At 68.3% G+C, this 12,073-nt stretch carries 13 protein-coding genes; 10 read left to right on the top strand and 3 right to left on the bottom strand.

The window, feature by feature from the left end:
• The first annotated feature begins 61 nt into the window (after positions 1-61).
• The 6 genes from QHF84_RS33260 (at position 62) to tgt (ending at position 5,384) form a co-directional block, all read left to right on the top strand.
• Positions 62-307: a (2Fe-2S)-binding protein gene (locus tag QHF84_RS33260; protein WP_281317521.1), complete on the top strand. Its 246-nt coding sequence runs from the start codon at positions 62-64 to the stop codon at positions 305-307.
• A 204-nt stretch (positions 308-511) separates the two neighbouring features.
• Positions 512-991: a bacterioferritin gene (gene bfr / locus QHF84_RS33255; protein ID WP_281317520.1), complete on the top strand. Its 480-nt coding sequence runs from the start codon at positions 512-514 to the stop codon at positions 989-991.
• 109 nt (positions 992-1,100) lie between these two features.
• The gene (locus QHF84_RS33250; RefSeq protein WP_281317519.1) at positions 1,101-2,459 is read left to right on the top strand and encodes a sigma-54 dependent transcriptional regulator; all 1,359 of its coding nucleotides are present in this window, start codon (positions 1,101-1,103) and stop codon (positions 2,457-2,459) included.
• 241 nt (positions 2,460-2,700) lie between these two features.
• Positions 2,701-3,078 (top strand): response regulator, encoded by a 378-nt coding sequence (locus tag QHF84_RS33245; RefSeq protein ID WP_272424968.1) that lies wholly within the window; start codon positions 2,701-2,703, stop codon positions 3,076-3,078.
• 9 nt (positions 3,079-3,087) lie between these two features.
• Entirely contained in the window at positions 3,088-4,230 is a 1,143-nt protein-coding gene (gene queA / locus QHF84_RS33240) for a tRNA preQ1(34) S-adenosylmethionine ribosyltransferase-isomerase QueA (protein ID WP_281317518.1), read from the top strand.
• Complete coding sequence (tgt, locus tag QHF84_RS33235; RefSeq protein ID WP_281317517.1) at positions 4,227-5,384, top strand: tRNA guanosine(34) transglycosylase Tgt; 1,158 nt, start codon at positions 4,227-4,229, stop codon at positions 5,382-5,384. The genes queA and tgt overlap by 4 nt, the downstream gene beginning before the upstream one ends.
• On the opposite strand, the gene gspC is transcribed toward tgt, so the two are convergent.
• Positions 5,377-6,363, bottom strand: a complete 987-nt coding sequence (gspC, locus tag QHF84_RS33230) for a type II secretion system protein GspC (RefSeq protein ID WP_281317516.1) — start codon at positions 6,361-6,363, stop codon at positions 5,377-5,379. The two genes, tgt and gspC, sit on opposite strands and share 8 nt — an antisense overlap.
• Before the next feature lie 170 nt (positions 6,364-6,533).
• Here gspC and QHF84_RS33225 point away from each other — a divergent pair, with 170 nt between their 5' ends.
• The gene (locus QHF84_RS33225) at positions 6,534-8,084 is read left to right on the top strand and encodes a response regulator (RefSeq protein WP_281317515.1); all 1,551 of its coding nucleotides are present in this window, start codon (positions 6,534-6,536) and stop codon (positions 8,082-8,084) included.
• Here QHF84_RS33225 and QHF84_RS33220 read toward each other — a convergent pair.
• Positions 8,081-8,500, bottom strand: coding sequence for a hypothetical protein (locus QHF84_RS33220; RefSeq protein ID WP_281317514.1), 420 nt, complete (start codon positions 8,498-8,500; stop codon positions 8,081-8,083). The genes QHF84_RS33225 and QHF84_RS33220 overlap by 4 nt on opposite strands.
• A gap of 9 nt (positions 8,501-8,509) precedes the next feature.
• Positions 8,510-8,929 (bottom strand): STAS/SEC14 domain-containing protein, encoded by a 420-nt coding sequence (locus QHF84_RS33215; protein ID WP_281317513.1) that lies wholly within the window; start codon positions 8,927-8,929, stop codon positions 8,510-8,512.
• A gap of 140 nt (positions 8,930-9,069) precedes the next feature.
• Here QHF84_RS33215 and QHF84_RS33210 point away from each other — a divergent pair, with 140 nt between their 5' ends.
• From QHF84_RS33210 to mraZ, 3 genes are all read left to right on the top strand, one after another.
• On the top strand, positions 9,070-10,518 hold the full coding sequence (locus tag QHF84_RS33210; protein WP_281317512.1) for an AgmX/PglI C-terminal domain-containing protein: 1,449 nt from the start codon (positions 9,070-9,072) through the stop codon (positions 10,516-10,518).
• 55 nt (positions 10,519-10,573) lie between these two features.
• Positions 10,574-10,972, top strand: coding sequence for a cobalamin B12-binding domain-containing protein (locus QHF84_RS33205; protein ID WP_281317511.1), 399 nt, complete (start codon positions 10,574-10,576; stop codon positions 10,970-10,972).
• Between the two features lie 643 nt (positions 10,973-11,615).
• Complete coding sequence (gene mraZ / locus QHF84_RS33200) at positions 11,616-12,068, top strand: division/cell wall cluster transcriptional repressor MraZ (protein WP_281317510.1); 453 nt, start codon at positions 11,616-11,618, stop codon at positions 12,066-12,068.
• The last annotated feature ends 5 nt before the right edge of the window (positions 12,069-12,073 follow it).

Below are 12,073 nucleotides of genomic sequence, written 5' to 3'. Positions count from 1 at the left end.
TCGTTGATGTTGAAAGCTATTCTCAACATCAACAGGACGCCGGACGGTCGGATCAGCACCTATGTACGTCTGCATCTGTGAGGCGGTATCGGAGAAGGACATTCTGGACCTCGTGGGCGCAGGTGCCTCGACGGCCCACGAGGTCATGGAAAAGACGCGGGCTGGCACGCGATGCGGCTCGTGTCGGGCGACCGTGAAGTCCCTCGTCGAGGGGGATGGACCGGTCTCCACGGAAAGTGCCGATTCCGCCCCGAGTTGCGGGGTTCGTCGGTTGCGTTTGATTCGATCCGCCTCGTCGGCGGCTTGATGGTTCGGCTCGGCTCGTTCGGTTCTCGATAACGGTTTTCGACATCTCCAGCGTTACGTGCGCGCGGCTGCGTTTGTCGCGTGATGGTGCGCTGTTTTGTATCGAGAGCGCTCACGCACCTGCCCATTTTTCCGATAGCGTGCTAGGCGGACATCGCGGCGACCGTATCGCCGGAGCCGTAACCCTTGCCGCTAGAGGTCTTCCATGAAGGGCGACAGAGACGTCATCCACGCGCTGAACGAGGTGCTCGCCGCCGAGCTCGTGGCGATCAACCAGTATTTCATGCACGCCAAGATGTGCGAGAACTGGGGATATCTGGCGCTCGCCGAGCGCAGCCGCGACGAGTCGATCGACGAGATGCGGCACGCCGAGGCGATCATGAAGCGGATCCTCTTCCTCGAAGGGCTGCCGAACCTGCAGCGCCTCGACAAGCTGAACGTGGGCCAGACCGTGCCCGAGCAGTTCAAGAGCGACCTCGATCTCGAGTACGCGGCCGTCGCGCGACTGAACAGCTCGATCGCTCTCTGTCGTGAGAAGGGTGACCACCAGAGCGAATCCTTGCTGCGGGGCATCCTCGCTGGCGAGGAAGAGCACATCGACTGGCTCGAAACCCAGCTCGATTTGCTTCAGAAGCTCGGCGAACCGCTCTACCTTTCGCAGCAGCTCTCGCACCACAAGAGCTGACGAGCGGGCCAATCGTGGCGATGATAGGGTCGCGCGGCATCAGTCATCCGGCTGTCCGCGCGACACGCTCTCACGTGTAAAGGCCCCCAGACGGAGGCCGGGGGAATCCATGGCGAAGATTCTCGTCGTCGATGATCAGCGCAACATGCGCACGACGCTCGCGATGATGCTGCGAAGCGCGGGCTACGAAGTCGACGAGGCGAGCGACGGAAAAGAAGGCGCGGATCGCGGCTCGAAGGGCGCTTACGACCTCGTGCTCACCGATCTGCGCATGGGCGGCAACGACGGCATCGGCGTCCTGCGCGCGGTCAAGGAGACGCACGCGATGACCGAGGTCATCGTGATGACCGCGTACGGCACGATCGAGAGCGCCGTCGAGGCCATGCGCCTCGGCGCCTTCGACTACATCCAGAAGCCCTTCACGGAGCAGGAGCTGCTCGTGAAGGTCGAGCGCGCGATCGCGAACCGCAGGCTCACGGGCCAGGTCTCGCTCTTCGCGACCGAGTTCCGCGAGCGTTACAAGTTCGAGAACATCATCGGCCGCTCGCACGCGATCCGCGAGGTGCTCGCGCGCATCGTGCGCGTCGCGCCCACGGACGCGACGGTGCTCATCACGGGCGAGAGCGGCACGGGCAAGGAGCTCGTGGCCAAGGCGATCCACGCGAACTCGAAGCGCGCCGATCGTCCGTTCGTCCCCGTGAACTGCGCGGCCATCAGCGAGACGCTCCTCGAGAGCGAGCTCTTCGGCCACGCGCGAGGCTCCTTCACGGGCGCGGTCTCGGCGCGCAAGGGCCTCTTCGAGGAGGCCGACGGCGGCACGTTTTTCTTCGACGAGATCGCCGAGACGCCGCTGACCTTCCAGGCGAAGCTGCTCCGCGCGATCCAGGAGAACGAGATCCGCCGCGTCGGCGAGAACAAACCGATCCGCGTCGACGTGCGCATCATCGCCGCGACGAACCAGGACCTCCTGAACTCCGTCGCCGAGCGTCGCTTCCGGCAGGACCTCTACTACCGCCTCAACGTGGCGCGTTTCATCCTGCCGCCCTTGCGCGAGCGTCGCGAGGACATCCCGGTCCTCTTCGAGTTCTTCCTCGACAAGTACAACCGCAAGATGAGCACGAAGGCGCGGGTCGGCGAAGGCGTGCTCGAGGCGGTCTCGAACTACGAGTTCCCGGGCAACATCCGCGAGCTCGAGAACCTCGTCGAGCAGGCCGTCGCGCTCTCGGGCGGCGGCATCATCACGATCGACGACCTCGGCCTCGCGCCCGGCCCCTCGCAGAAGTCGGCCCCGACGAGCGGCGGCCGCGCCCTCGCCGACGTTGTCGACTCGGCCGAGCGTCAAGCCATCGAGGTGGCGCTGCGCGAGTGTGACGGCAGCCGCGAGCGCGCCGCCGAGGTGCTCGGCATCAGCGCCACCACGCTCTGGCGCAAGATGACGCGGCTGGCGATCACCTACCCCCCGGTCTGAACCCGTCCCAACCGTCCGATTCCGTCACGGGGACGTTGCAGATTTGCAATGTGACGTCCGCCCATCGTTTCCTCCCTGCAATGTTCACGGCGAAAATCATCTGCCCCGGATGATGCGTTGCGGCGTCGAACACCGCAGGTTTTTCGCGGGATCCGCCGATGGAACGCGCGTTGCTTTGAAAAACGGCAAAGACGAACCCGAGCGCTTTCGTGTCGGCGTCGTCTCCGAAGGGGTCCTTCCCATGCCGCGCGTGTTGATCGTCGACGACGAGGAGAATCAACGCAAGACGCTCTCCATCGGCCTTCGGCTGGAGGGCTTCGAGGTCCTCGGCGCGGCCTCCGGGGAAGAGGCGCTGCGCCTGCTCGCCGAGAAGCCCGTCGACGTCGCGATGGTCGACCTGATGCTTCCAGGCATGAGTGGTCTGGACCTCGTGCGTCAGATCCGCCGCATGTTCCCGAACGTGCGCGTCTACCTCGCGAGCGCCTACCACCTCTCCTCGCGGCAGATGGAGCGCGCCGACTGCGGCGCGGCCGGCTTCATCCCCAAGCCCTACGCCCTCTCCGAGCTCAGCCGCCTCTTGCAGAGCAAGACGCCGGCTCCGGCGCAAGTCGCGTGCTAACAGGCGCGCGTGCGCCGCGATCTCCTCACGTACGAACTCCCGCCCGAGCTCATCGCCGCACATCCGTCCCCGGATCGTGAAAGCGCGCGCCTGCTCGTCGTCGACGACGAGCCCGGCCGCCTCGAACACGAAAGCATCCGCGACCTGCCCGACCGCCTGCCCGAAGGCGCGCTCGTCGTCGTCAACGACACCCGCGTCCTGCCCGCGCGCCTCCTCGGCCGCAAGGCCACGAGCGGCGGCAAGGTCGAGATCTTCCTCGTCCGCAAAGTCGCCGAGACGCACCTCGATCGAAGCGGCGAACGCCTCCCCGCCGAGCGATGGCGCGCCCTCGGTCGCTCCTCCAAACCGCTCCGCGAAGGCACCGAGATCACGATCGACGGCCCTGTCTCGCTCGTCGCGCGTATCGAAGGTCGCGACGGGGGGTTTGGGGGCGAAGCTCCGCTTGCCGGAGCGAAGCCCCCAAGCGCAGAAAGAGGCCTCTTCGACGTCGTCCTCTTCTCGCCCGAGGGCCGCTCCGTCCCCGATGCGGTCGACGCCGCCGGCCACGTCCCGCTCCCGCCGTACATCCGTCGCGACGACGACGCCGCGGACCGCGCGCGTTACCAGACCGTCTACGCCCGCGAGCCCGGCGCCGTCGCCGCGCCGACCGCGGGCCTGCACCTGACCGAGCCTCTGATCGAGCGGTTTTACGCGCGCGGGATGGAGCTTGCGCGTGTGACGCTCCACGTCGGTCTTGGCACGTTTCAGCCGGTGACAGTGTCCGATCTCGATGATCACCCGATGCACGCCGAGGCCTACCGCGTGCCGCCCGAGACGGCCGAGGCCGTGGCGCGCGCGCGCCGGGAAGGACGGGAGATCGTGGCGATCGGGACGACCAGCGTGCGCGCCCTGGAGAGCGCCGCGGACCCCGAGCGCGAGGGGTACGTCGTCGCGCGGGAGGGCGAGACGCGCCTGTTGATCCAGCCGGGCTATCGCTTCCGCGTGGTCGATCGGCTGCTGACGAATTTTCACCTGCCGGAGTCGACGCTCCTCGCGCTCGTCTCGGCCTTCGCGGGCCTGCCGCGGATCCTCGAGAGTTACCGCGTCGCGATCGAGGAGAAGTACCGGTTTTACTCGTACGGCGACGCGATGCTTCTGAGGAGATCACGATGAGCGGGCCGACCACGCCCGGATATGCCTTCCGCACCCTCGCCACGAGCGGCACGGCGCGCACGGGCATCTTGACCACGCCGCACGGCGACGTCCCCACGCCGACGTTCATGCCCGTCGGCACGCAGGGCAGCGTGAAGACGATGAGCCCGGACGAGGTCGCGGCCACGGGCGCGCGCATCGTCCTCGGCAACACCTACCACCTCTGGCTCCGTCCCGGCCCCGACATCGTCGCCGAGCTCGGGGGCTTGCACCGCTTCACGAAGTGGCCCCACGCGATGCTCACGGACTCGGGCGGCTTCCAGGCCTTCTCGCTCGCCGAGCGCAGGCAGACGAGCGAGGACGGGTTCGTCTTCCGCTCGCACCTCGACGGATCGAAGAAGGTCCTCACGCCCGAGGTGGCGATGCAGGTGCAGGGGAAGATCGGCGCCGACATCGCCATGCAGCTCGACATCTGCCCGCCCGGCGACGCCTCGCGCGCCGAGTTCGAGGCCGCGTGCGCGCGCACGACGCGCTGGGCGAAGCGTTGCCTCGCGGCCAAGCGGCCGGATCAAGCCGTCTTCGGCATCGTGCAGGGCGGCACGGATCCGGCCCTTCGGCGCGCGCATGCCGAGGAGCTCGCGGCGATGCCCTTCGACGGCCTCGCGCTCGGCGGGTTCTCCGTCGGCGAGCCGATCGCCCGCATGCACGAGGTCCTCCTCGAGGTCGCGCACACGCTCGATCCCGAGCGGCCGCGTTACCTCATGGGCGTCGGCACTCCCTACGATCTCGTTCGCGCCATCGGCGCGGGCGTCGACATGTTCGACTGCGTGCTCCCGACCCGCAACGCGCGCAACGGCCAGGCCCTCACGCGCACGGGCAAGATCGTCATCAAGCAGGCGCGCTACCGGACCGATCCTTCGCCGCTCGATCCCTCCTGCGCCTGCCCGACCTGCGCCGCGGGTTACTCGCGCGCCTACCTCCGGCACCTCTTCCTCGCGGGCGAGATCCTCGTCCTCCGCCTCATCACCGCGCACAACCTGCACCTCTACGGCACGCTCGTGCGCGAGGCGCGCGAGGCCATCCTCGCGGGCCGGTACGACGCGTTCGCGAAGGAGTGGCTCGCGGGCCTGGAAGCGGGCGCGGCCGACGAGGCGCGCGCGCCCGCTGCTACTTGATGTTGAGCTCCAGCGTCGTCGGCTGACCGTTGCGGATCACGTTCACGCGGATCTGATTCGCCGACGTGAGCCGCGCGTAGGCCTCGAGCGCGCTCTGTGGGTTCGTCATCTCGAACCCGTTGATGCTCTGGAGCTGGTCGCCGTGCCGGAGCCCGATCGCGTCGAGCGCCGTGCCTTTGCGCACGCCCATGATCTTCATGCCGACCGTCTGATCGCCCTGCCGTGCCGGCACCACGCGCACCTTCTGCAGGTACTCCGACTGGTTCGTCAGGATCTCGTCCACCACCGTGCGGTCGATGTCGTACTGGTTCGGCCCCGTCTGCCGGATCCGCTCGGCGATGTGCGGCGGGAGCTGCCCTTTGGGCCTCTTGCCCGGCGTCGCGGGCGGCGCCGCTTGTGGCCCGTTCCCGTTCATCGGCGGCGTCATCCGCGGCGGCTCGTTCATCGGCGGCTGCATCCCCTGCATCGCCTTGCGCCGCTCGATGTCGTGCACCTCGATCTGGCAGAACCGCCCCTCGCGCATCAGCCAGATCCGATCCGGCCCGATGTGCGCCACCTGGAAGCCGCCGAGCTGATCGCCTTGACGGTGCAGATGCACGCCCTCCGGCCCTGCGATCGCTGCGAACGACCACGCGGGATCGTCCTCCGACCACACGATCAGCGTCACCATCCCGACCTCGCACGGCGGATCGGCGAGCGGATCCGTCGGCGGCGGGGGCATCGCCGGGTCCGGCACGAGCGGGCCCGTCAACGAATCGAACGGGTTGCGCTCGAGGATCACGTTTCCGCTCGGCCGGCCAGACTCTTCCTCGTGGTGCGGCGGGATCTTCGGTTTTGGCCGCTTCGTCACCGGCGCGTCGTCGATCATCGCCGCGCCTGCGAGGTAGCTGAGCCCCCGAGCCTGGAAATAGGCCGATGCCAGGAGGAGCAGGCCCACGACGACCGGAAAGTACCGTTTGAGCCACGCGTCGAGTCGCACCCCTCGCACCCGAGCGAGCGCCGTACCAGCGCTTGCCGGGCGTCATCGCCTGGAAACGCGGAAATCGTGGGGCTCGGCGCGGCACCCTCCTGCTCGGCCCCGGCGCGCCCGTGCGCATCTTGCCCGGAATTTCCCCCTCGGATACCGTGGAGACCGAGGCGCGGGACGGCGTGGAAATTCCTAACAAAAAGCCGATCGGCAAGATCTTGGTCCAGCAACGCGCGCTCTCCGAAGAGCAGCTCGAACGGGCGCTCGAAGCGGGCAAGGGCGGGGCCCTCCCCCTCGCGTCGCGTTTGACCGAGGCCGGCACGATCAGCGAGCTCGCCGCCTTGAAGGCGCTGAGCGAGCAGAACGGCGTACCGGGCGTCGACCTCAAGCAGATCTGCTTGAAGCTCACCGACCTCGCGATCGTGCCGCGCGAGGTCGCGCGCCAGCACAAGCTGCTCCCGGTGCTCGTGCGGGACGACAAGGTCCACCTCGCGATGGCGGCCCCGACGAACCGCAAGGTCATCGACGAGATCGAGTTCACCACCGGCAAACGCGTCTTCCCGTACGTCGCGCTCGAAGCTCAGCTCCTCAAGGTCATTCCGGTCGCGTACGAAATGAAAGAGCGGGGCGAGTCGCACTACGTCGGGCCGAACTGCCCGCCGGAAGTCCGTCGCAAGGCCGGCGTCCCGCTGCCCACGCGTACGCAGGGCGGCGCGGCCGAGCCGCCTCCGTTCGAGGGCAGCGTCGTCGGGCCCGTGCCCGCCGCGCCGGAGGGCTCGCAGGCCGCGACCCCGCCGCCGAAGCGCGTCACCACGAAGAGCCAGATCGGCGCGATCGTCGACGACGCCATGCAGCGCGCGGCTGCCGACGCCGACGTCTCCGACGCCGACTTCGGCAAGGCTCCGCGTGACCTCTCGGTCATCGCCGGCCCGGGCGCGCTGCGTCCGCCGCGAAAGCCGGGCATGCGCACCGTGCTCGTCGTCGACGACGAGGTCGAGATCCGCAACATCCTCCGCCTCGTCCTCGAACAACGCGGCTACCGTGTCCTCGAAGCCGACCGCGGCGAGGCTGCGCTGCGTATCCTCAAGGAGGACGTGCCCGACGCGATCGTCCTCGACGCGATGCTCCCGGGCGAGCTGCACGGCTTCGACATCGCGCGTCAGCTCAAGGGTTCGGAGCGGTACGGGCACATCCCGATCGTGATCGTCTCGGCGGTGTACCGGGGCTGGCGCTTCGCCGAGGACCTCAAGGCGAGTTACAAGGTCGACGCGTACGTCGAAAAACCGTTCCGGGTGACGGACGTCGTCGAGGCGCTCGAACGCGCGATCGAGGCGGGGCAAGGCAAGGCGGCGCCCGCGGATCCGGAGCGCATCTCGGCGGAGGCGGAGAAGAAGCTCTCGGCGGGGATCGCGGCCTACCAGGCCGGCAACTTCGACGAGGCGATCGAGTTCCTCCGCGAGGGGACGAAGATCGATCCGCTCGCGTATCGCCTCCACTTCCACCTCGGCCTCTTGCTCGGCAAGCGTGGCCAGATCTACGACGCGATCAGCGAGCTCGAGACGGCGCTGCGCATCAACGACCGCCACTTCCCGGCCTTGAAGAACCTCGCGGTCCTCTACCAGAAGGCTGGCTTCCGCAACAAAGCCGTCGAGGTCTGGGAGCGCGCGCTGCGGGTCGCGCCGGACGAACCGACGCGCCAGTCCATCAAGGAGATCCTCGTCGGCCTGCTCTAGCCTTTGCGGCGCAGCTCGTCGATCCAGGCGCGGGCGGAGGTTTCGTCGGGGAACGACTCGATCGGGATGCGGCCGACCTCGAGCTTGAGCAGCCGTACGGCGCGCAGGATCATGTCGACGACCGCGCGGTGGTAGAGGTTCGCGCCGAACATCGCCGAGCCGCGCAGGGAGCTCATCGGGAAGTTCTTGAAGTTCTCCACCACCATCGAGGGCGCGTACCGCGTGAGCTTCGAGAGGTCCGCCAGGTAGTACACGCCGCGCCCGATCTGCTTCGAGGTCTTGTCGATGTACGCCATCCCCGCGCGCAGATCGTCGACAGTGACGGCGCCGATGGGCTGGCAGATGACGATGTCCGGGGGCTCGAACCGGATGGGATGACGACCCAGGTACTCCCAGCCGTCGCTCGGCGTGTCCATCGTTGATGTCTATCCTTTGCGCCGCAGCTCGTCGATCCAGGCGCGCGCGGAGGCTTCATCGGGGAACGTCCCGATCGGGAGCTGCATCATCGGCAGCCCGAGCAGCCGCGCGGCTCGCAGGACGGCGCTGTTCTGCGCTTGCTGCTTGAAGTTCGCGCCGAAGATCGCCGAGCCGCGCAGGTGCTGCGTCGATCGCGAGCTGAAGATCTCGAGCGACGAGGCGATCGAGTACCCCGTGATCCCCGAAGAATCCCCCAGATAGAAGATGCCGCGCCCGAGCTGCTTGGCGATCGTCGCGTTGAAGTCGAGCACGCCGCGCACTTCGGCGGCCGAGATGTATCCGGTGGGCCGGCAAAAGACGATGTCCGGGGGCTCGAACCGTATCGGGTGCGGTCCCACGTAGCTCCATCCCTCGCTCGACGTCTCCATCGGAGATCCTTGCCACCTGCAAGGATGGATGGCCCGTCGTGAAGCTTCGACGCGGGCAGCGCACCCAAGGCCCTGCGCCCGGAAGTTTCGTCCTGCGACCGAGTCGAGTAAACTCCGAGCTTCCGCGCGCGGCGTGCTCGATGAACCTCTCCTGCCAGAAGTGCAAAGCCCCCTTGGACCCCGGCGCGACAGGCCGCGTGACGTGCGCGTCGTGCGGGCACGTGAGCTTCGTCCCGCCGCGCTCACCGGCGGGCCTCCCGCCGCGACCGACCGGCATCGGCGCCTCGGCCGTCGGCCCCACCGCGCCCAAGCCCCCGGCCCCGCGCCCCGTGCCCGCGCCCCCCGCGCCGCGCCCGATCGCGCCGCCGCGCGTGGGAAACGCGTTCGCGGAGCCCGCGAAGGCGTCCTTGCCGGTGGGAAACGCCTTCGCGGCGCCCGCGAACCCGATTTTTCAGGGGGAAACGGCTCCCGGCGCGCCCGAGCCCGTTTTTCCGACGGAAAACGCGTTCGCGCCGGCCGCGAAGGCGCCCGATCAGGTAGAAAACGCGTTCGCGGCGCCCGCGGAGGCGTTTCCCACGGCGGAATCGGTCGCCGCCGCGCCCGAAGACGTTCCCCACCAAAAAATCGGGTCCGCGGCGGCCGCGGAGACGTTTCCCACGGGAAACAACGCTCCGGCGCCCGCCCCCGACGCGCTCGACGTCCTCGAAGACCCCTTCGCCCTGCGCGACCCCTTCGCAGAGCCGCCCCAGGCCTCCCCGGGTCCGATGACCACGAGCGACGCCGCCGCGACCCTCGTCCGCCCGGCCCCCGCGCCCGCCCCCGAGCCCGCCGAGGCCCCACGCGCCCCGGCCACGTCGCTCGGCACCCTCGCCCCCGAGGTCCCAGACGACATCGACGAGGACGCGCTCCTCGGTCGCCGCAAAAAAGGCTCCCTCCACCCGGCCGCGCTCGCCCTGATAGCCGCCGGCGCCGTCTTCGGCGGGGTCGCGGCCTTCCTCCTGCTGCGCCCGGCCCCGGCAGCGCCGCAGATCGTCTACGTCACGGCCTCCGCCAGCGCCGCCCCGGCAGCTCCGCCGTCCGCCGGTCCAACCACGGAGGCCTCCGTCGCCGCCGGCGATCCCGCCGAAGCCCCCAAGCCCGGCACCTCGACCCGGCCCCTCGGCGGACCCTGGCCCACGACAGCAAAGACCGGCACGCCAGCCGCCTCCATCGACATGTCCGGCTTCCAGGGCCCAAACGTCGGCGGCCCGACCGCCGGCCCCACGGGAGGCCCCCAGACCGCCGGCACAGGACAGCTCTCCGCAGGCGAGATCAGCGGCGTCGTCGAGGCAAACCGGCCCCTCGTGAAGCGTCGCTGCTGGCAGCCAGCCCTCGACGCCACGAAGGGCATGGGCGGCAGCTCAGCGCGCGTCTCAGCCTCGATCGTCATCGCGCCGTCAGGCACCGTGCAATCAGTGAGCGCAAGCGGGGCAGAAAAGGATTATCCGGGCTTGTCGAGCTGCATCGCGAGCCGCATCAAGGCCTGGAAATTCCCGGCCTCCGGAGGATCCACCCCGGTAAACATCCCATTCGTGTTCGCCGCGCAATGAACGCGACCGACAAAACCGCTTTGATTTCCTGAGGAGAGGACGGTATCGAATCGCCATGACCGAACGAAAGATCCGCATCCTCGTCGCCAAGCCCGGCCTCGACGGCCACGACCGCGGCGCCAAGGTCGTCGCACGCGCACTGCGAGACGCGGGGTTCGAGGTCATCTACACAGGCCTGCACCAGACGCCCGACATGATCGCCAGCGCCGCCATCCAGGAAGACGTGGACGCCGTAGGCCTGTCCATCATGTCCGGCGCCCACAACACCCTGTTCCCCGCCGTGATCCAAGCCCTCCGGGCCCGCGGCGCCGACGACATCGTGGTGTTCGGTGGCGGGATCATCCCCGACGACGACATCACCCGGCTAAAAGAAGCAGGCGTGAAGGGCGTCTTCACCCCCGGAACCCCGCTGAAGAGCATCATCGACTGGGTCCACGACAACGTGGCCGCCTAGAACGTAGCGCCGGGGTTTCACCCCGGGCCCCACCAGGGGTTCTCCACCCCTGGACCCGGACCAGGCACGGCCTGGACCGAGGGTGCATCGACTGCGCGAAGCGCCGTCGATGCGGGGAAAATTGCATAGTTGTCCACCCCCTCGGCAGGCCAGCCCTGGACCGATGGTGCATCGACCGCGATGCGGTCGATGCAAGTCAGCAAACTTCCCCTCCGCTTCAGACCGATTGCCAAGGAAAGCGGCCTCGCCAAACAGCGCCGCTTTGTTGGCCATTTCCATCGTTATCGGTCTACCTGCGCACTCGTGCAGAGGTGCATCGGTTCCGGATCGTCCAGTGACCACCCGTTGGTCGATCCAGATCCCACCACCTCTTCCCACCAGAGCCTGGATCTCGCCTCCAGAGGGCCCGTTCGTCACGTCCGGGGTTGGTCTGGAAAGGTAGGAGAGGGGAGGACTCCCACCTTCCTTGGGATCCGCCAAACTCCACAAAAAATGCAAACTGTTGACACCCAAGGGCCCTCTCCGTAGCGTGGCGGAGCCCCGTGGGAGAAAGTGGCAAAGATGCCCATGACCCGGAGGGTACCTCCGGCGCGGGCGTCTCGTCCGGCCAGCGGGCACGAGCGGAGCCGACTCGGTGGGAACCATGTTTCGCGGTCATTTCGAGCACGCGATCGACGCGAAAGGGCGGACCAGCCTGCCCGCGCGCTTTCGCGACGCGCTCGATGCCCCGGAGGGGCAGATCGCGCTGATCCTCACGCCGGCTCTCTTCGACCCCTGCCTGCACTGCTACCCGCTGCGCGCCTGGGAGGAGCTCGAAGCCAAGATCGCGGCGCTCCCCCAGTTCGAGCCGAACGTCGTCGCCTTCCGCCGGAAATACCTGTCGGCCGCAGTCGAGTGCGAGCTCGACAAACAAGGCCGGATCCTCGTGCCGCCGTCGCTGCGCGAACACGCGGATCTGCACAAGGAAGTCCTGTGGGCCGGGATGGGCGCGACAGCCGAGCTCTGGTCGAAGGAGCGGTGGAAGGCCGCCCAGACGATGAGCGAGGCCGAGCTCGCGAGCTTCAAGGCCGCGATCGCGGAGCAGTTCCGCCTATGAACGTG

The sequence above is a fragment of the Polyangium sp. y55x31 genome, assembly GCF_029946505.1.
Classification (GTDB): Bacteria; Myxococcota_A; Polyangia; order Polyangiales; family Polyangiaceae; genus Polyangium.
This window is presented reverse-complemented; position numbering and strand designations above follow the sequence as displayed.